Origin of the sequence: Sphaerisporangium sp. NPDC005288 (assembly GCF_040607475.1) — a bacterium.
Classification (GTDB): Bacteria; Actinomycetota; Actinomycetes; order Streptosporangiales; family Streptosporangiaceae; genus Sphaerisporangium; species Sphaerisporangium rhizosphaerae.
In genome coordinates this window covers 1-18,521 of sequence record NZ_JBEXGT010000026.1, presented here as the reverse complement: position 1 = coordinate 18,521, position 18,521 = coordinate 1, and the positions used below count along the sequence as shown (strand labels likewise).

The following is an 18,521-nucleotide window of genomic DNA, read 5'->3' as shown; positions in this document are numbered from 1 at the left end:
GGCGGGGTGAGGGCAGTGGGCCGTGCATGGAAGACTTGTCATCATGTTGCGCTGGTTGACCGCAGGTGAGTCCCACGGCCCTGAACTCGTCGCGATCCTGGAAGGGATGCCCGCCGGAGTGGCGGTCACGACCGCCGACGTCGAGCAGGCCCTGGCGCGGCGCCGCCTCGGGTACGGCCGCGGCGCGCGCATGAAGTTCGAGCAGGACGAGGTGACCATCGTCGGCGGCCTGCGCCACGGCCGCACGCTCGGCAGCCCCGTGGCGATCAGGGTCGGCAACAGCGAGTGGCCCAAGTGGGAGACGGTGATGGCGGCCGATCCGGTCGATCCCGACCTGCTGGCCGCCCAGGCCCGCAACGCGCCGCTGTCGCGTCCGCGTCCCGGGCACGCCGATCTGTCGGGCATGCAGAAGTACGGCTTCGACGACGCCCGTCCCATCCTCGACCGGGCCAGCGCCCGCGAGACGGCCGCCCGGGTGGCCCTCGGCCAGGTCGCCCGCAACTTCCTCAAGCAGGCGCTCGGCGTCGACATCGTCAGCCACGTGGTGTCCATCGGCACGGCCGACGCGCCGGACGGCATGATCCCCATGCCCGGCGATCTGGCCGCCGTGGACGAAAGTCCGGTGCGCTGCCTGGACGCCGAGGCGGGCGCGGCGATGATCGCCGAGATCGACACGGCCAAGAGGGACGGCGACACGCTCGGCGGGGTCGTCGAGGTGATCGCGTACGGGCTGCCGCCCGGGCTCGGCAGCTACGTCCACTGGGACCGCCGCCTGGACTCGCGCCTGGCCGGGGCGCTCATGGGCATCCAGGCGATCAAGGGGGTGGCGGTCGGGGACGGCTTCGCGACCGCGCGCCGCCGGGGCTCGCAGGCCCACGACGAGATCGAGAACACCGCCGAGGGTGTGCGCCGCATCACCAACCGGGCGGGCGGCGTCGAGGGCGGCATGACCAACGGCGAGCCGCTGCGGGTGCGCGCCGCCATGAAGCCGATCTCCACGGTGCCCCGCGCGCTGTCGACGGTGGACGTGCGCACCGGCGAGGCCGCCAAGGCCATCAACCAGCGGTCCGACGTGTGCGCGGTCCCCGCCGCCGGTATCGTCGCTGAGGCGATGGTCGCGCTGGTGCTCGCCGACGCGGCCGTCGAGAAGTTCGGTGGCGACTCCGTGGAGGAGGTCGCCCGCAACCTTTCCGGCTACCTGTCGTCGATGGTGATCAAGTGACCTCTCCCAGAGCTGTGCTCATCGGCCCGCCCGGGTCGGGCAAGTCCACCATCGGCCGCCTGCTGGCCGGCCGCCTGGGCACCGGCTTCCGCGACACCGACGAGGACGTCGAGGCCGTGGCCGGCAAGCCTGTCTCCGACGTCTTCGTCGAGGACGGCGAGGAGCGGTTCCGCGAGCTGGAGGCCGAGGCCGTGCGCCGGGCGCTCGCCGAGCACGACGGCGTGCTGTCGCTCGGCGGCGGCGCCATCCTGCGCGAGGCGACCCGGGAGCTCCTGGCGGGGCACCCCGTGGTCTACCTGCAGGTCGGCCTGGCCGACGCCGTCCAGCGCGTCGGCTTGGCGCAGGCCCGCCCGCTGCTGGTGCTCAACCCGCGCAGTCAGCTCAAGCGGCTGATGGAGGAACGCCGCCCGGTCTACGAGCGGCTCGCCTCGCTCATCGTGGCCACCGACGGCCGCACGCCCGAAGAGATCACCGACGAGATCGTCAAGGGGCTGCCGGCATGACGAGCACCCGCATCACGGTCAAGGGCGAGCGCCCTTACGAGGTGGTCGTCGGCACGGGCGTGCTGGCCGAGCTGCCCGGCCTGCTGGGCGACGGCGTCGGCACGGTCGCGGTGGTGCATCCGGCCGGCCTTCCCGAGATCGCCCGTCCGGTCTGCGGCGCCCTGTCCACGGCCGGGCACACGGTCGTGCCGCTGCCCGTCCCCGACGGCGAGCGCGCCAAGTCGGTCGACGTGGCCGCCGAGCTGTGGTCGGCGTTCGGCCGGCACGGGATCACCCGCACGGACGCCGTCGTCGGCGTCGGCGGAGGGGCGACCACCGACCTGGCCGGGTTCGTCGCGGCCACCTGGCTGCGCGGCGTCAAGGTCGTGCAGGTGCCCACCACCCTGCTCGGCATGGTGGACGCCGCGGTGGGCGGCAAGACCGGCATCAACACCCCCGAGGGCAAGAACCTCGTCGGCTCCTTCCACCCGCCGGCCGGGGTGCTGTGCGATCTGGCGACGCTGGTGTCGGTGCCCCGGGAGGACTACGTCGCCGGTCTCGCCGAGATCATCAAGGGCGGCTTCATCGCCGACCCGGAGATCCTGCTGCTGGTCGAGGACGACCCCGAGGGCGCGCGGACGCCCGAGGGCCGGCACACCCGCGAGCTGATCGAGCGCAAGGTGCAGGTCAAGGCGGACGTCGTGGGGGCCGACCTGCGCGAGTCGGGCGTGCGCGAGATCCTCAACTACGGCCACACGCTGGCCCACGCCATCGAACGCGTCGAGGACTACCGCATGCGGCACGGCGAGGCCGTGTCCATCGGCATGGTCTACGCCGCCGAGCTGTCGCGGCTGGCGGGGCACGCGCCCGCGGGGCTGGTCGAGCGCACCCGCTCGATCCTCGCCTCGGTGGGGCTGCCGACGGCCTACCGCTCAGAGGTGTGGTCCCAGCTGCGCGACCACATGCGGGTCGACAAGAAGAACCGCGGGGCCCGGCAGCGCTTCGTGATCCTGGACGAGGTGGCCGAGGTCACCCGCCTGGAGGATCCTTCGGAGGAGCTGCTGGAGGCCGCGTTCCGCGAGATCGCGCGATGACGGCGGGTACGCGGACGACACGCTCGCAGCGTCGCTCGGCCAAGGACGGCGGGGTTCGCGGGAAGCGTGCCGATCCGCGTACCGAACTCGGCGGCGGCGTTGACGGGTACGAGCAGGCGGCGAAGGTGAGATGAGAACGGTCTTCGTGTTCAACGGTCCCAATCTGTCGCGTCTCGGCACGCGCGAGCCGGAGGTGTACGGGGCGGACACCTTCGCCGACCTCGAGGCGCTGTGCCGCCAGACCGGCAGGGAGCTCGGGCTGTCGGTCGACGTCCGGCAGACCAACGACGAGGCCGAGCTGGTCTCCTGGCTCCACGAGGCCGCCGACGGCGCGATCCCCGTGGTGCTGAACCCCGCCGCCTTCACCCACTACTCCTACGCTCTGCGCGACGCCATCGCCCAGCGCACCGCCCCGCTGGTCGAGGTGCACATCACCAACCCGGCCACCCGCGAGGAGTTCCGGCACACCTCGGTCGTCGCCGGGGTGGCCACGGGCACGATCGCCGGGTTCGGGCTTCGCTCCTACGAGCTGGCCCTGCGCGCCATCGCGGAGGACGCACGGTGACGACGGAACCGCACCCGTCCGGCAGCCCGTACACCTCGTACGCGGCGATCGGCGACAGCTTCACCGAAGGGCTCAACGACCCCGGCGCCGACGGGCACTTCCGGGGCTGGGCCGACCGCGTGGCGGAGCGGCTCGCCGCGCTGCGGCCCGACTTCCGGTACGCCAACCTCGCCGTGCGTGGCAGGCTGCTGGACCAGATCGTCGAGCAGCAGGTGCCGGCCGCCATCGAGCTGAAGCCCGACCTGGTCAGCCTGTGCGCGGGCGGCAACGACCTGCTGCGGCCGGGCGCCGACCCCGACCGCATGGCCAAGACCCTCGCGCGGGCCGTCCGCGACCTGCGCGGTGCCGGCGCCGACGTCGTGCTGTTCACCGGCGTGGACCCGCGCGACACGCCGCTGATGCGCCAGGTGCGCGGCCGGTGCGCGGTGTTCTACCTGCACGTCCGGTCCATCGCCGACCTGTACGGCTGTCACCTGGTCGACCAGTGGTCGATGCAGGCGCTGCGCGACTGGCGGGCCTGGAGCGAGGACCGCCTGCACATGAACGCCGAGGGCCACCGCTTCGTCGCCGCGAAGGTCTGCGAGGTACTGGGGGTGCCGTCGCAGGACGACTGGCGCCACATCTGGCCGCCCCGCGAGCAGGTCGACCGCAGGGCCAAGCTGCGCGAGGACCGGCTCTGGGTCCGCGAGCACCTGCTCCCGTGGGTAGGCCGCCGCCTGCGCGGCACCTCCTCGGGCGACACCGTCACCCCCAAGCGTCCGGACCTCGAACCGTACGCCTGACGGCGAAAGGCACGCATCCCGCCCGTTCCCACGTCGGGCGCCGCAGGAGGGCGCCGGTGCCGCCGTCCTGCTTCTCGCCGCCGCGGCGCCCCGGGTGGGGGCGGGACGGTGACGAAGGGCGGCGGGCTGGCTGGGCACGTCCGTCGCTTTTGTGCGCTTGATGGGGAAAGACGTGCATTCCGCCTGTTCTCGCGTTGGGCGCTGTAGGAGGGCGCCGGTGCCGCCGTCCTGCTTCTCGCCGCCGCCGCGTCCCGGGTGCGGGCGGGACGGTGACGCAGGGCGGCGGGCCGATCGGGCGCGTCTTTCTCTTCTGTGCTCTGAAACGGCGGAGCGGTGCGTGTGCCGTGTGGTCCGGGCTTGCGGCGGGCGTCGTGGGAAGGCGCGCCGGGGTCGTCGTTGGGTGGGTGGGGGCGGGGTCTATGACGGGGTGCTGGTGAGGCGGCGGAGGGCGGCGCGGACCTTCTGGGGGTCGGTGGTGGCCCAGAACGGCGGCAGCGAGTCGCGCAGGAAGCCGGCGTAGCGGGCGGTCGCGAGGCGGGGGTCGAGTACGGCCACCACGCCCTTGTCGTCCTGGCCGCGCAGCAGCCGCCCCGCCCCCTGGGCCAGCAGCAGGGCCGCGTGGGTGGCGGCGACGGCCATGAACCCGTTGCCGCCGCGTGCGGCCACGTGCCGCTGGCGGGCCGAGGCCAGCGGGTCGTCCGGCCGGGGGAACGGGATGCGGTCGATGATCACCAGGCTCAGCGAGGGGCCGGGCACGTCGACCCCCTGCCACAGTGACAGGGTGCCGAACAGGCAGGTGGCCGGGTCCTCGGCGAACTGCTTGACCAGCAGGGAGGTCGAGTCGTCGCCCTGGCACAGCAGCGGCACGCCGAGCCGTTCGCGCAGCGCCTCGGTGGCGGCCTTGGCGGCCCGCATGGAGGAGAAAAGGCCGAGCGTGCGCCCGCCCGCGGCCTCGATCAGCTCGGCGATCTCGTCGAGGTACTCCTTGGGCAGACCGTCACGGCCCGGCTGGGGCAGGTGCCGGGCGATGTAGAGGATGCCGCTGCGGGCGTGGTCGAACGGCGATCCGACGTCCAGGCCGGTCCACGCCTTGCGCTTCGGCCCTTCGCCCTGGCCTGGCGCGCCCTCATGGCCGGGCCCTCGGCCCTGCCCTGTGGCGCCTTGCCGGCCGGGCTCTCGGCCCTGGCCAGGGGCGCCCTCCTGGCCGGGCTCTCGGGTCTGCCCTGGGGCGCCCTGCCGGTCGGGACCTCGCTCCGCCGTCTCGGAGGACTGCTGCCGCTCGGCGGCCGATCGCGCCGGACCGCTCTCGGCCGTGGGCGCCGGCCGCAGATCTTCCTCGCCGGCGGGACGGTCGGGGGCGGCGGCCGGGCGGGCGGGGCCGAGGCCCCATTGGCGGGCCATGCCGTCGAAGGTGCCGCCGAGGGCGAGCGTGGCGCTGGTGAGGATGACGGTGCGGTCGGCGAACAGCTTGTCGCGGAGCATCCCGCCGACGCTGAGCGGCGCGACCTTGAGCACGGCGGGACGGCGCTCGGTGGCGCCCTCCAGCCACACGACCTCGGCGCGGTCGACCTCGGAGTCGCCGCCGAAGGCGTCCAGGATGCGCACGGCCGTGTCGTGCACGTCGTCCAGCGCGGTGAAGGCCGCCTTGCGCTGCCCGGCCGTCTCGGGATCGTCCTTGTCGCGCCCGCCGCCCCAGCCGTCCCCGCCGCGAGACCCCATGGCGGTGAGGCACGCGAACGCGGCGTCCCGCAGGACCGACAGCGTCACGCCGAGGACCTGCGGGAGCTGGTCCAGCCGTCCCGGCGGCGCGGCGGCGAGCAGCGCCTTGAGATCTTCACCCGCCTCCTGGAGGCGGTCGGCGACGCCCTGCTCGATGAGCCGCCCGACGCGGCGCACGGTCGCCGAGACCGTGACGTCGGACAGCTCGTCGGTGACGACGCTCGTGACCCGGTCGACCAGCTCGTGGGCCTCGTCCACCACGACGACGTCGTGGTCGGGCAGGACGGCGAACTCCTCCATGGCGTCGATGGCCAGCAGCGCGTGGTTGGTGACCACGACGTCGACCTGGCCCGCGCGCTCTCTGGCCTGCTCGGCGAAGCACTCGGCGCCGCTCGGGCAGCGCTGCGCGCCCAGGCACTCCTTGGCGCTGACGGAGAACTGCCGCCACGCCTGCTCGTTGACCCCGGGCACCAGCTCGTCGCGGTCGCCGGTCTCGGTCTCCTCGGCCCACTCCTGGATGCGCTGGACCATGCGGCCGGTGGCGCTGACCTCGCGCGGGTCGAAGAGCTGGTCGCCCTCGTCGTCCGGCCAGGCGGCGGTCAGCTTGTAGCGGCAGAGATAGTTTCTTCTGCCCTTGAGGATGGCGAACTGTGGCTCATGGGGCAGATGGTCGGCCAGTGAAGCGGCGAGCCGGGGCAGGTCGCGGTCCACGAGCTGGCGCTGGAGGGCGATGGTGGCGGTGGAGACGACGACGGCGCTGTCGGACTCGATGGCGTGCCTGACCGCCGGCACGAGGTAGGCGAGGGACTTGCCCGTACCGGTGCCCGCCTGCACCGCGACGTGCTCGTCGTGCTCGATGGCGTGCCGGACGGCCTCCGCCATGGCGACCTGGCCAGGCCGTTCGGCTCCTCCGACACCCGTGACCGCGGCCCGCAGGAGCTCGCCCACGGGCGGCAGGTCTTCCTCCTCCTCGAAGTCCTCGAGGTCCTCGAAGTCCTCCTCCGAGTCCTCGGAGTTCTCGAACTCCTCCCCGGAGTCGTCCGCGCCGTACCCGGAGTCGTCCGCGCCGGACGCCGGGTGCCCGCCGTACCCGGCGTCGTGTCCGTCCAGGTCGTCCCCGCCGGTGCCGTCCTCCCCGGGGGCGGCGGCGTCGCGGGCGTGGCCGGTCGTGCGGCCGGGGGCGTGGCCGGTGACGTCGTCGGGGACGCCTTCGAGGGCGCTGAGGGAGTCGTCGAGCACGGCATGCAACGCTACCGGCCCCACGGGGGTCGCCGTGCCCGGAGCGCCCAGCCGACCCGCGGCGCGTTCCGGGTCCATCTCGGCATTCCGGAACCCCGGTCGCGGACGGCGTGGCAGACTGGCGGGGCCGGGTCTCGGGGGGTCAAGGGCGATCCGCCGTTCGCCTGCCCGCTTCTGGGGCCAGTGTGCGAGCGTCTATGGCTGCCCCGCCACGGGCCTCGGCTTCGCCGGGGAGCTGTCGGAGCGTTCGATCCGGAACGTCGCCTCCCCGGTGCTGTTTATCGAGGAGGAGATGGATTCGTTCATCTCCAACAGCAAGCGGGACACGAAGATCGGGATCTACCTCCGCAAGGCGTGGGACGGGTCAACGATCAACCACAAGACCAGCCAGACGGACCTGGTAATCATGAAGCCCCACGTCGCGATCGTCGGCCATGTCCAGCCGAAGAACTGGGGCGCGATCAGTGGGTCCAAGGACGCGACGGGCGGTACGTACAACCGCTTCTTCCCGCTCTGGGTCACCCGATCGAAGAAGCTCCCGGTGTTCAGCGCCGAGAACTCCGAAGAGACGATCAAGATGCTGGGTAACCGCTTCCGGTCCATGGTGAACTTCGCCCAGGAGGTCACCGACATCACGGTGCCCGCCGACGTCGCCGAGATCTTCGAGCTTAAGCACCGCGAGATCTGCGACGGGCTCACCACCGGCAACGAGGAGCTGGGCCAGTACACCGAGCGGGCCATGGCGTACATGATCCGCATCGCCGGTCTGTACTGCCTGGCCGACAAGCGCACCGAGCTGAAGGTCGAGGACTTCGACGCGGCCTTGGCCCTGGTGCAGTACATGGTTGAGACGGTCACGTACACCCTGCCTGAGGCCGAGTCGGACGGCAGCGACATCCCCGCGCGCATCGTCGCGTACATCCGCGAGGCCGGGGAGTCGGCTGTGACCTCCACCGAGGTTGCTCGCCGATTCCAGCGGGTTCGAGCGGCCGAGATCCGGGCCATCGTCGAGAGCTGCGAGCAGATCCGCACCAGCAAGATGCGCAGCGAAGGCGGACGCCCCGCGACCCTCTTCACCTGGCTTGAGGACTCCGCCCAGGTCACGGACGGCCTGGCCGTCGCCGTCTGAGGCATCCCAACACCCCTGATCGCGCGCGGGCCCCAGCTCGCGCTCGGTCAAGGCCGTTCGGCCGCCGACTCACATCCCTGGCGTGGACACGCCAAGAGAGGAGACAGCCATGCCCGACGCGGGCAGCCGGATCATCACGGCCCTGGAAGCCATGTGGAAGGACGTACAGGCCCGGCACGAAGAGGTGCCTGACGCCGTGCTCATCACCGGCACGGCCGCCCAGGGCAGGCGGATGCGCTGGGGCCACCACTGGCCCGAGCGCTGGCAGCTCGCTGATGGCGCGGCTCCCGAGCTGTTCATCGCGGGGGAGCTGCTGGCGCAGGGCGCGGCCCCTGTGCTCCAGACGGTTCTCCACGAGGCGGCGCACTCGCTGGCGCCTGCCCGGGGCATCAAGGACACGTCGCGGTCGGGCAACCGCTACCACAACGCGAAGTTCGCGACCCTGGCCGAGGAGATGGGGCTGAGGCGTCCGGAGACGCCGTCCTCATCGCTCGGGTACTCGGATTGCACCGTCACCGAGGCGACGGCCGAGGAGTACGCAGAGACGATCCGGGCCCTGGATGAGGCCAAGGTGGGCCACCTCCCGATGGCCGTGACCGGGGTCGCCGCGGCTACTGGTCGAGCGGGTCAGCGTCAGGCCGTGGCCTGCGGCTGCGTTCCGGCACGGAAGATCCAGGTCACCCCCAAGCAGATCGAGCAGGGCGCACTGCTGTGCGGCATGTGCGGCGACATCTTCAGCCCAGGGAACTGACCAACCTTCAGACGCTCTGCCGTCTGTCCCATGCGAACAAACCCGTCTAGATCGCGGTTACTGAGGCTCTGTCCCATCTTCCGTAGCTGGCCCGGAATGCAGACGCTCCCTAGCTAGCTCGCCTGCTAGCTGGTGCAACTCGTTGTATGCGGCGGCTAGGTCGAGGTATTGCTCACCATCCGCGAGATCAAGACTGCGCGTGGTGCGCAGTTGCATGGCCAAAGCCTCAGCCATAGCTACGGGATCTTCGGCACCCTCGGCGTCGAACTCCAGGATCGTTCCGTCCTTGTTGGTGATTTTCAGCTTTATCTTCGACTTCCGGTTGCGCAGCCAGGTGACGAGAACTGTGGCTGCGGCGGTAGGGCCCCCAAGTGCGCTCAAGACATCCAGCAAATCCAAGGGCCCACTAGCAGGGGCGGGATCTTCAATCTGGAGATATCTTCTCATCTCCTCCCGGTCTGCCTCTTCGAGTTCCCACTTCTCGTCTCGTATTTCTTCCACCGGGGTCCTTTCGCTCGTAACTGCCCACATGTTAGCGCTTCATGATTCTTGATCGTTTCGACTTGAAGTTCACATATCGGCCACCAGGTGACACACTTCGCGACTTATTTCTCAACTCCGCCGACATGGAGGGTACGTTCAACATGGCCAAGGAGCCACCGCCGAACCCTGTTCACTCCGGCGAGCGCGACACGCGCCGACGTGCCGGATCATGACCTACGAGCCTGACGCGCTCGCCTGGAAGCGGGACATTCCCCAGGACCGCAAGGGGGCCCGGGTTCGCTACTTCGACAGCGAAGACGGGGACATCGAGGGGGCCGGGACGGTGACCTTCACCCTGGCCGGCGGATCGGGCCGCTGGTTCGTCCAGCGGTCCCACTTCGGCAACAGCCCCGACTCGCACCGCACCCGGTACTTCCCCAACCGGAAGCTCGCCATGAAGTGCTTCGAGCACCTGGCGTACGACTGACCCCTGAAACGACGAAAGCCCCCGGTCCGACGACCGGGGGACTTGCGGCTCTCTCGGAGGGGCACAACATAAACGACTTGGAAGGGCCTGTATCGCTGCTCTCAAGGGCTGACGGGCTTAACGCTGGTGATCAAACTTCGTGATGACACAGGTACGGTGGTTGCGACGTTTGGTTTCCATGCAATCGCAGAGACTTCGTATAATTTCCCTCCGGGGAAATTTGCCATGGAGGGCTCGTATGGAGATGGATTCTTGTCTCTAAGCCCTGCTTATTGGATTGCACGGCCGGCCACGAGTTGGGGCATGATTCAATTGCAAGGTGATTTGATTCCCGGCGATACCCCGAAACTAGCTGGAGAAATTCCCGGAGAGAGTTGTCACAGGTGGTCCGTTAAGAAGGTCTCGGGCAAAGCTTACGCTCCACCAGTTTAGCAATTCAAATGACAAAATCCCTCGGTCGGAAGAGGGAGGGCTCGTTGTCAGCCGGGCACAGCGCCCGTAATGGACTCGACTTCCCAGTAGAAGGGGTAGTCGGCCTCGGCGTAGAGGATGCCGGTAGCGGCTCCAGAGCAGGAGAGGACGAAACGGATCGTGCCGTTGTCGAGGTCGCCGGGCGTCACGAAGAAGCCCTTGTCGTAGCCGTGCGTCTTGAAGCCGCTGACCGGATAGAGCGCGGGGTCGCCTTCCAGGGCAGCCACGGAGTTGCCGGAGGAGAGGTAGCGGACCACCGAGGAACCGACCATGACCCCGATGTCGAGGTAGGTGTCGCCGATCGGCTTCCACATGAATGACGGCCTGATGGACACCCAGTCGCCGGCCTGCGCGGTGATCGCAATCTCGAAACCAGCCAGCGTGGTCCAGATACCGCGGCCAGTTCCAGGGATGGGGTTGAGGCTGCCGGAGGTGATGTAGGCGTTCTTCTTGCGAACGATCACACCGCCACCGCCACCCGAGCCGGGGTCACCAGGGTCGCCCTTGGGTCTCTGCGGGCCGACAAGGGAGGCAAGCCACTCGGTCTCGGTGCCCACGAAGCCGTGAGCCACGGCCAGCTCGTATGCGGTCGCACCGTCAACACCGTCCACGCCGTCAGCCCCAGTGAAGCCCTGAGGCCCCTGCTCTCCTGGCGATCCGGTATCGCCCTTCGGGCCTGCGGTCCCGGCGGGTCCCTGGATTCCGGGTAGTCCCTGCGGGCCGGGAGCCCCATCAGCGCCCGCCGGCCCCGGTGCGCCGGGGGCGCCAGGCGTACCAGGTGTGCCGGCCGGACCCTTGAGGGACGCGAGCCATCCGGTCTGTGTTCCGACGAAGCCACCCTGCACGGCGATCTCGTAGGCGCTGTAGCCTCGATCGCCCTTCGGGCCCACGCCGACACCTGCGGGCAGGTAGCCGGCCTCTACGACTTCGATCTCCTCGGGGAACTCGAAAGAGAGCATCCCGTCATTCGCGATCTCGATGACGTCACTCACCGGTCGTCACCTCCGCAGAGATGGCCACCGAGCCCTGAAGCAGGCGGACAACGGTCCCATCGGGCATGACCACCTCCAGGTCGTAGACGCCCTGAAAGGTCGTCCATGCCGAGGAGACGTCGGCGGGTATGTAGATCAGGATCGTGCCGTCTGAGCCGCCGAGGGTGAGGCCCCCGTTGACGGTGTCGAGCCGGTGCAGCAGCGCCCCGCCGGCCGTCGCACGGATCTCCATGCGGGCCGTGGCGCCGCTGAGGTCTACGGGCTCTGCGGAGCGGAGCCAGCGAAGGACTCGCCGTACGGTCGCGCCCTGGTCAATCTTGAAGCGGTAGCTCCCCGCCACTCGGGGTCCTCCCTAGAACGAAGAAAACCCCCGCCCCGAAGGGCGAGGGTCGAGTTCTTTCTTCTCGCTGCGTGGGTTACTCGAAGCGCTGTCTTGGCTGGACGGTCCAGCAGGTCCCATCACTTGGATTGAGGAGGCCCCCGGAGTTCAGCGTGCACTCCTTAACCTTCCTCGCTATGCTGAGCGCAGAAGCAGCGGAAGTCTGTCACGGAAGTAGAAGACGGCCACCAACGACCTCCTGGTAGCAAAACGGTTATAGCTACCCCCATGCTGCCTGTCGCAATCAATGACGGGTAGCCATGCCCCGACGAGGGGTCGAGGTTTGCGTGTGCTCATTCTTCACTTCATCCTCGACCCAGATGATCGAATGGGATGTCGAGTGTCTAGGCAGCTTCGAGTAACTCTCTGCGTGATTATAGTCGTCTTATTTTCCCTGGTTATGGGTGAGATGGCGTTCATCGTTGCCAGGGAAGGCTTCGACCTTTCCGGGGACGTGTCTGTCGCTTGGGGGGCGGCTACATTCGTCGGCATAGCGACGCTGACGACGTCCTTGATGAATGCTGTCGGTGCCTTCGAGAAGGACGGGAAGTACCCTCAAAGCACCCCGTGAGCGAAAGGTCCTGAGTGGTCACTCGGTGGTGTCGGAGCCCTCGGAGTTGTCCTTGTGCAGGAACGAGATGACGGCGGTCAGCACGGCCTGGCCGAGGGACAGGCCCAGAAGTCGCCAGTCGAGGTCGGCTTCGAGCTGGATCGCGGTCAGCGCCGTGCCGACGGAGATCAGGACGGAGGCCAGGACACCCTGGAAACCGGTCCGGGCAGGCCCACTCGCTTCCCGACCGGGAAGCCGTTCTCATCGAAGTGCGAGCACCGACAGGGGCCGATGAACTCGATGACGGCCAGGGCCACCAGGACCGGGGTTTTGCCCCAGCCCTTCGACCGGCGAAGGCAGGCGGTGCTGTAGCGCCACTTGCCGCGATCATCGATCGCGTAGAGCCAGAGAATGAAGCGCTTCTGCTCGACGGTGAACTGCCACGGCTGGCCGGCGTTCTCGCCGTCCGGCTGGACGATGTACCGCTCGGCCCAGCGGAGGATCTGGTAGCCCAGGCTTCGCGTGGGGTGGGGGACTCCCTCGGGGAGGTTCCCGCTCTGCACAGGACATCACCCCCCGGCCCTCCGGGGGCACTACGATCTGGAATTTGTGACGGATTTATCGGTTGAGCAACGGACCCGCGCAGATAGCAGGCTTGAAGTGACCATCAGAGAGCCTGGCTACGGGCTGCCCTCGTTGGGTGAAGTCGTGGATCTTCTGACGACGCTTAATGACCTCATCCGCGTGATCAACATCGCGCATGCCGTGAGGGAGGCGTCGCGGGCGCCCAGGTTCGGGCCTACGGAGCGCGTAGTCGGCACCCCGCCAGCACCTGGCGAGGGAGTGAATTCCCTTGCTGAGGAGAGGGTCAAACTCCGACAGATCAAGGCGATGGTGCGCGATGAGGCCAGCCACGAGAACTCTGCAATTCTCGACCGCATCTCGATGAACTCCCCACTCAGCCTGGAGGTGTTGCTGCCGGGTGCCGGGGGTACTGCTGTCGCTGGCATGGTTGTTTACATTTTCAAGAACCCTGACAAGATCGGTGAATGGTTCCCGAAGCTCCAAGCCGCCTGGTACAACGGCCAAGTCGAGGCCGAGAAGGCAAGGCAGAAGGTCGAGAAACTACGCAAAGCTCGAACAGAAATGCGAGAGCTTCAGTCTTGATCAGGCCCCGCCGAGCGACCGGTACAGCTCGAAGTCGGCGACGTTCTCGGGGAGCGTGTCCGGCTTGTCCGAGCCGGCCTTCTCGCTGTCCTTGCGGTTCATCCGCAGGCGCATGCGGTCGGTGACCGTCGCACCGAGGAGCGATTCGTTCTGCCGGATCTCGGCCAGGGCGTTGTGGCCCGGCCGGCGGAAGTACGCCTCGACCAGAGGCGCGAGCATCTGGAGCCGCATCCAGTCGGTCGTCTTGAACGACTCGGCCTGGTCGGACTCGACCCAGGTGTCCCACCAGCGCTGGGTGGCTACCGAGTAGCCGTCGCGCTTGAACAGCTTCTTGAGCCGGTCGGGGACGTCTTCGTCGCCCTCCAGGTGGGAGAGGTCAACGGCGTTGCGCCGGACCGCGTTCTCCTTGGGGGCCGGGCCGCGGCCTGCCATCGCTAGTCCTTCCGCGGGTACCGGGCTCGTGTCGAGCGGTGCTCGAAGCCCTCGGGGGCTTCGGCCTCCTGGCCGTCCTTGGCCTCCGGCTCAGGCGTGTCGGTCTTCGGCTTCGCGTGCTTCGCCGCCATGTTCACCAGCCCTCAGATAGAAGAAAGAAGTATCGGTGCGCGGAACCCGCCCTCGCGCGCACCATGCCCGCACCCACCGGCCCCTGGCTCGGTTTCTGTGCGGACTGCCCTTGTTGTGATCAAGACCGGTAGCCGTAGCCCACGATGCTGCTGGAGCGGTGGACCCGCTGAACGCGGCGGCTGGCGCTGCCCTCGATCGAGGAGGTCGAGTCCACGCTGTAGACCTCTCAACGATTCTCGCGTGCGGGTTCTGAAAGTCACTGATCTGGTCACTTGTAAGATCGAGCGACGGCACTGCTGTGGACTGCCGAGGACAGGTGATGCGCACCCGGCGGGTAGCGCAAATGGGAGACGGGTGGCGTAGCATCCGCGTATGTCATTGGATGTGCCGACAAATGACGCGTTACTAACGCCCGCAAAGACGTGGCCCATAACGAAGCGGCTGTCTGCTGCGATCTTCTACCTCGTTGTGGCGGCTGTCCTGCTAGGTGTCGCCGCGCTCGGCCTCGCCTTCGCATGGCACATCTTTACGCTGGATTCCAGGTACTTTGCGTTTAGTGTGTGCATCGCTATCCTCGCGGTACGGTGGGTCGCCTTATATGGCATTGGTTCACTGATCATCGCCATCAGTGCCCCCTTCTGTGGCACCGATCGGTGGGCCTCCACGGAGAACGCCGATTCCAACCCTAGGAGCGGCGATGGACGCTGGTATGTGGACGACGTGGACGACGTGGACGACTTCGGCGACTTGGGCGACTTCGGCGATGGAGGCTGCGACTTTGATTGACTGAGGGCTGGCTTATCGGCTCCACTTCGATCTGCTCGCCTCTTAGCTGGCGTAGGAGTTTCAGACCGAGTAGTTGGTGTAGCAGAAGAAGTTGCCGACACAGGAGTCCACCGGGCAGTCGGCCGATGGGTCGTCCCACCGGCCGCAGCCCAGGGCGGTGGTGTCGGAGACCTCCATGTCGTCGGACAGATCCTCGAAGTCGCCCTCCGGGCCCCGCTCGACCAAGGACTCGAAGAAGTTCGGGTCTTCCTCCTCCAGGAGGAAGCAGGGGATCGGGCAGGTGCCGCAGATACCGCCGCAGTTGCTCATCGTCGTCGCGCCTTTCCCCTCGCAGCCTCTTGCCGAGACTTGATCTCGTGGCAGCGCTCGCAGATGCAGCGCAGGTTGTCCTGGTCCCAGGTGCCGCCCTCGGCGACTGGAGTGACGTGGTCCACGATCCGGCCGGGGCCGCCACAGACGTAGCAGCGCTCTCGGTCTCTGCGTCGGGCTCGTCGTATCAAGGTCGCGGCGTTCTTGGGCCGCTCCAGGTTCCGGGCACTGGTCACCGACCAGGGCACGTAGTGGATCTCGCACTTGGGCTTCCCGGGCTTGGCCGGCTGGCGACAGCCGGCCTCCAGGCACTTGGAAGGTGCTCGGGGCATCCTCACCTCCGTGAGTCGGAGACGTACGGAGGTGGTTAGGAAGAAGAAAGAACCCCTAGTTGGATCGGCCTGTAGGCCGATCCTTGAGTAGTTAGTAGTTTGTGAGTACAACCCCCGAAGGGGGTTCTTTAACTAGTAACTAACTAACTCTAAGAACATATAGGGCGGACTTTTCCAGAAGTCCGGGCAGGCGTTGGCCGAGGACTGGAGCGCGCTGAATGGGTGCGCCGCTCCTCTGCCCCCTACCGAACCTGTATAGGGCGGACTTCCTGGAGAAGTCCGGAGACGACAAAGGGGAGGAGGCCAGAGCCTCACTCCCCACTGTCATAGAGCTATAGGGCGGACTTCTCGGAAAGGTCCGTCAGCTCCCCGGGGACCAGTCCGGGAAGATCACCTTGCGGACCGCGGCTAGGCCCTCGCGGATCTCCTCGACGCTGCTGCGGGTGTAGCGCTCGGTCATCGAATCCCCGGAGTGGCCGAGGACGTCGCGGCGGACCTTGCGGGGGACTCCGATGTCCTCGGCGATGGTGGCCCATGTCCGGCGCAGCCCGTGCGGGCCGATGACCGGGAAGCCGTACTTCTTGCTGCCGTATCCCACGCGGCTGGTGATGGTCGTGGGAATCATGTGAATCCCGGGTTTCCAGTCGGGGCTCTTGTGGTGCTTGCGCCGGGTGAAGACCCACCCGGCCTCGTCCCATTCGCGGTACTCGGCCTTCTCCTTCTCCTGCATTTCTCGGTGCTTGAGGAGCAGTTCCAGGACCATCTCGTCGAGGATGACCCAGCGGCGTTTGCCGCCCTTGGGGGTGTTCTCGAACACCGTCGTGCCGGTCCAGGTGATGTTGTCCTTCACCCGGATTCTGCGGTCCTCGGGGTGGAAGTTCACCCAGCGGGTGCCGATCGTCTCTCCGCGCCTGGTCGCCTGGAGGGCGACGAAGGCGGCCAGGGCCCGGTAGGGGTAGGCGTCCTCGTTGAGGACGAAGTGGCGGACCTGCTCAGGCGTCCACACGGGCCCGCGCCCGAACTGGTGGGTGTACCACTCGTCGTAGTCGTCTTCGTCGTCGTCCGGGGCGTACAGGCGGATGAGGCGGCTGGCACCGCACGCCTTGACGGGGTTGCCGATCGTCTCGATGTTGTTGTCCCGGGCCCAGGTGAAGACCCCGGACAGGTAGGCCGAGGTGGTCAGCATCGTGGTGGCCTTGTAGTCGCGCTTGACGAGATCGCTGGTGACCCACTGGGTGATGTGCTCGGGGGTGATGCGGCGGATCTCCATGTCCAGGAGCGCATCGGGCATCCGCTTCAGCGCCCGCTCCATGTCGGCCTTGGTCGTCTGCTTCAGGCCGGCGCGGTCGAGGCGGCGCATGTAGACCTGTCGGAGGGTGATCTGGGACGAAGGGACCGTGGAGTGCAGGCGGGCGTTCTGCTCGACCTGCCAGACGTATGCCTCCTCATATGTGTCGAATGTCTCACCCGCCCTTACCTTTTCTCCCGTCAGCGGGTCAATGCCGGGGGGCATCTGTACTCTGAAGGCGACGGATCCGTCCCGTCGCCTACGCTCGGATATGGTCCCTTTAAGTCGATCCATCCGGTGCTTCCTGGTTAGGTGGTGACCAAGCGTGACGTCAGGCCGGTCGCGTCTTACAACCTGTGCACCACGACTGCACCACGGGGGAGTGCTGGTCCTGATGACTTCGCAGTTCAGACTCGACATCGAAGGCGTTTAATCACATTATGTCTGCCATGTCGGAAGTTGTCCCACTGCCGTCGTTCGGTGAGGTGTTCTTCGACGCCCGAGGCCAGGAGCGCGTGCTCCGGGTCACCTGGCACGACGGCACGCTCGTCCTCAGTCTCTGGCGGGGCGAGATGTGCACCGCCAGTTTCCGCATGCCGATGGAGGACGTCGGGCGTCTGCTGGACACGCTCGACGAGGGGTACGCGGAGGCGGGCGGCGAGTACGCCGAGGGGGAGGAGGACTACGGCGACGAGGCCGAGGACGCCGAGTACCCCCAGTACCCGGGCACCGGGCAGTACGCCAGGCCCGCAGGTGTGCCGGCCGAGGACGGCTACCCCGACGAGGACCACTACGCCGACGACCAGGCCTACCCCGACGAGCACGGCTACGCCGACCCCCACTCCTATCCGGACGGGCAGTCCGACCATGCCCAGGGCTACCCGCGTGAGGACGTCGCCGGCCCTGTGGGCTCCCTGAGCCCGAACGACGTGCTCGTGGCGCGCGGCGCGGCGCCCGTCCCGGACAAGCTCGTGGCCCCCCGTCCCCGCCGGGGCGCGGACGACGCGCACGGCGGCCGCCGTCCCTCGAGGCCTGCGCCCCGGGCGGCCCGGCAGGCCGAGCACACAGAGCACGCAGAGCACGCGCCGTACGCCCAGCAGGCGCCGCAGGCGGAGTACCCGACCCAGGGCCTGGACTACCCCGCCCAGGTCCCGCAGGGCGACTACCCGGCCCGCGGCGACCATCCGGACCGTCTGGCGGCCTCCGGCCACCCCGAGCACCCCGCTTACTCCCCGAGCCCTGAGTACCCCGCCGATCCCGGTCACTCCGCAGGCCCCGGGTACCCGGCGAGCGCCGGTCACCCCGCCCGCCCTGAGTTCCCCGCTCGCCCCGAGTTCCCCGCCGGCCCTGATCTCCCGGCGGGTTCCGAGTACGCGGTGGGCCCCGAGTACGCCGCGCCGGACCTGGGGGCGCGGGCCGGCTACCGTCCCGAGGCCGGTCACCCGGCCTCCGCCGACCACCCCGTCCCCACCGGTCTCGCGCCGGGCGAGCTCCCGGGGCGGGGAGGCGGCCTGTCCGCGCGCCCTGAGCAGCCTTTCGGGACGGCCCTGCCCCAGGTGCCCCACCAGGCCGTGCCGTCCGTCCATCACCTCCCCGGGCCGGGGCCGAGCACGGGCCCCCAACCGGCCGCCTCGGAGTACGCCGCGCACCCCGACTACACGCCTCCCAACGGCTTCCCGCCCTACCAGGCCGACTACGTCCCGCCCGCGGGCGGCGCCCCGCGCGCCGAG

21 protein-coding genes and 1 pseudogene are annotated in these 18,521 nt (G+C 68.6%); 12 read left to right on the top strand and 10 right to left on the bottom strand.

Annotated features, from left to right (window positions below; all coding sequences use genetic code 11):
- Positions 1–43: 43 nt before the first annotated feature.
- The 5 genes from aroC (at position 44) to ABZU32_RS23820 (ending at position 4,145) form a co-directional block, all read left to right on the top strand.
- The gene (gene aroC, locus ABZU32_RS23840) at positions 44–1,222 is read left to right on the top strand and encodes a chorismate synthase (protein WP_354839186.1); all 1,179 of its coding nucleotides are present in this window, start codon (positions 44–46) and stop codon (positions 1,220–1,222) included.
- Entirely contained in the window at positions 1,219–1,725 is a 507-nt protein-coding gene (locus tag ABZU32_RS23835) for a shikimate kinase (RefSeq protein WP_354925144.1), read from the top strand. The genes aroC and ABZU32_RS23835 overlap by 4 nt, the downstream gene beginning before the upstream one ends.
- The gene (aroB, locus tag ABZU32_RS23830; protein ID WP_354925142.1) at positions 1,722–2,798 is read left to right on the top strand and encodes a 3-dehydroquinate synthase; all 1,077 of its coding nucleotides are present in this window, start codon (positions 1,722–1,724) and stop codon (positions 2,796–2,798) included. The genes ABZU32_RS23835 and aroB overlap by 4 nt, the downstream gene beginning before the upstream one ends.
- Positions 2,799–2,928: 130 nt before the next feature.
- Positions 2,929–3,363: a type II 3-dehydroquinate dehydratase gene (aroQ, locus tag ABZU32_RS23825; protein WP_354839195.1), complete on the top strand. Its 435-nt coding sequence runs from the start codon at positions 2,929–2,931 to the stop codon at positions 3,361–3,363.
- A complete protein-coding gene (locus tag ABZU32_RS23820; protein WP_354925140.1) occupies positions 3,360–4,145 on the top strand; it encodes an SGNH/GDSL hydrolase family protein in 786 nt (261 codons plus the stop codon). Before aroQ ends, ABZU32_RS23820 begins: the two co-directional genes overlap by 4 nt.
- Before the next feature lie 417 nt (positions 4,146–4,562).
- Here the strand turns inward: ABZU32_RS23820 and ABZU32_RS23815 are convergent, their stop codons facing one another.
- On the bottom strand, positions 4,563–7,103 hold the full coding sequence (locus ABZU32_RS23815; RefSeq protein ID WP_354925138.1) for a helicase C-terminal domain-containing protein: 2,541 nt from the start codon (positions 7,101–7,103) through the stop codon (positions 4,563–4,565).
- Here ABZU32_RS23815 and ABZU32_RS23810 point away from each other — a divergent pair.
- Together ABZU32_RS23810 and ABZU32_RS23805 are read left to right on the top strand one after the other, a co-directional pair.
- The gene (locus ABZU32_RS23810) at positions 6,988–8,232 is read left to right on the top strand and encodes a DUF3987 domain-containing protein (RefSeq protein ID WP_354925137.1); all 1,245 of its coding nucleotides are present in this window, start codon (positions 6,988–6,990) and stop codon (positions 8,230–8,232) included. The genes ABZU32_RS23815 and ABZU32_RS23810 overlap by 116 nt on opposite strands.
- Before the next feature lie 109 nt (positions 8,233–8,341).
- On the top strand, positions 8,342–8,983 hold the full coding sequence (locus tag ABZU32_RS23805; protein WP_354925135.1) for a hypothetical protein: 642 nt from the start codon (positions 8,342–8,344) through the stop codon (positions 8,981–8,983).
- Between the two features lie 57 nt (positions 8,984–9,040).
- On the opposite strand, the gene ABZU32_RS23800 is transcribed toward ABZU32_RS23805, so the two are convergent.
- On the bottom strand, positions 9,041–9,484 hold the full coding sequence (locus ABZU32_RS23800) for a hypothetical protein (RefSeq protein WP_354925133.1): 444 nt from the start codon (positions 9,482–9,484) through the stop codon (positions 9,041–9,043).
- A 211-nt stretch (positions 9,485–9,695) separates the two neighbouring features.
- Between ABZU32_RS23800 and ABZU32_RS23795 the strand changes: the two genes are divergently transcribed.
- A complete protein-coding gene (locus ABZU32_RS23795) occupies positions 9,696–9,953 on the top strand; it encodes a hypothetical protein (protein ID WP_354925131.1) in 258 nt (85 codons plus the stop codon).
- Positions 9,954–10,432: 479 nt separating this feature from the next.
- On the opposite strand, the gene ABZU32_RS23790 is transcribed toward ABZU32_RS23795, so the two are convergent.
- The gene (locus tag ABZU32_RS23790) at positions 10,433–11,416 is read right to left on the bottom strand and encodes a collagen-like protein (protein ID WP_354925129.1); all 984 of its coding nucleotides are present in this window, start codon (positions 11,414–11,416) and stop codon (positions 10,433–10,435) included.
- Positions 11,409–11,648: a hypothetical protein gene (locus ABZU32_RS23785; protein WP_354925127.1), complete on the bottom strand. Its 240-nt coding sequence runs from the start codon at positions 11,646–11,648 to the stop codon at positions 11,409–11,411. The genes ABZU32_RS23790 and ABZU32_RS23785 overlap by 8 nt, the downstream gene beginning before the upstream one ends.
- A 436-nt stretch (positions 11,649–12,084) precedes the next feature.
- Here ABZU32_RS23785 and ABZU32_RS23780 point away from each other — a divergent pair, with 436 nt between their 5' ends.
- On the top strand, positions 12,085–12,366 hold the full coding sequence (locus ABZU32_RS23780; protein ID WP_354925125.1) for a hypothetical protein: 282 nt from the start codon (positions 12,085–12,087) through the stop codon (positions 12,364–12,366).
- A gap of 167 nt (positions 12,367–12,533) precedes the next feature.
- Here the strand turns inward: ABZU32_RS23780 and ABZU32_RS23775 are convergent, their stop codons facing one another.
- Complete coding sequence (locus ABZU32_RS23775) at positions 12,534–12,908, bottom strand: hypothetical protein (protein ID WP_354925123.1); 375 nt, start codon at positions 12,906–12,908, stop codon at positions 12,534–12,536.
- Between the two features lie 97 nt (positions 12,909–13,005).
- On the opposite strand from ABZU32_RS23775, the gene ABZU32_RS23770 reads away from it, so the two are divergent.
- Positions 13,006–13,512 carry a hypothetical protein gene (locus ABZU32_RS23770; protein ID WP_354925121.1) on the top strand — a complete coding sequence of 169 codons (507 nt, stop codon included), beginning with the start codon at positions 13,006–13,008 and terminating at the stop codon, positions 13,510–13,512.
- On the opposite strand, the gene ABZU32_RS23765 is transcribed toward ABZU32_RS23770, so the two are convergent.
- Both ABZU32_RS23765 and ABZU32_RS23760 read right to left on the bottom strand, forming a co-directional pair.
- Positions 13,513–13,944 carry a hypothetical protein gene (locus ABZU32_RS23765; RefSeq protein WP_354925119.1) on the bottom strand — a complete coding sequence of 144 codons (432 nt, stop codon included), beginning with the start codon at positions 13,942–13,944 and terminating at the stop codon, positions 13,513–13,515. It abuts the gene before it with no gap.
- Between the two features lie 2 nt (positions 13,945–13,946).
- A complete protein-coding gene (locus ABZU32_RS23760) occupies positions 13,947–14,081 on the bottom strand; it encodes a hypothetical protein (RefSeq protein ID WP_354925117.1) in 135 nt (44 codons plus the stop codon).
- A gap of 367 nt (positions 14,082–14,448) precedes the next feature.
- Between ABZU32_RS23760 and ABZU32_RS23755 the strand changes: the two genes are divergently transcribed.
- Positions 14,449–14,862, top strand: coding sequence for a hypothetical protein (locus ABZU32_RS23755; RefSeq protein ID WP_354925115.1), 414 nt, complete (start codon positions 14,449–14,451; stop codon positions 14,860–14,862).
- Between the two features lie 60 nt (positions 14,863–14,922).
- Here ABZU32_RS23755 and ABZU32_RS23750 read toward each other — a convergent pair whose 3' ends face one another.
- The 3 genes from ABZU32_RS23750 to ABZU32_RS23740 form a co-directional block, all read right to left on the bottom strand.
- Positions 14,923–15,171, bottom strand: a complete 249-nt coding sequence (locus ABZU32_RS23750) for a hypothetical protein (RefSeq protein WP_354925113.1) — start codon at positions 15,169–15,171, stop codon at positions 14,923–14,925.
- Entirely contained in the window at positions 15,168–15,503 is a 336-nt protein-coding gene (locus ABZU32_RS23745) for an HNH endonuclease signature motif containing protein (protein WP_354925112.1), read from the bottom strand. Before ABZU32_RS23745 ends, ABZU32_RS23750 begins: the two co-directional genes overlap by 4 nt.
- Positions 15,504–15,864: 361 nt before the next feature.
- A complete protein-coding gene (locus ABZU32_RS23740; RefSeq protein WP_354925110.1) occupies positions 15,865–17,016 on the bottom strand; it encodes a site-specific integrase in 1,152 nt (383 codons plus the stop codon).
- A gap of 224 nt (positions 17,017–17,240) precedes the next feature.
- Between ABZU32_RS23740 and ABZU32_RS23735 the strand changes: the two are divergent.
- Positions 17,241–18,521 (top strand): annotated as a pseudogene (locus ABZU32_RS23735) (hypothetical protein); the annotation flags it as partial.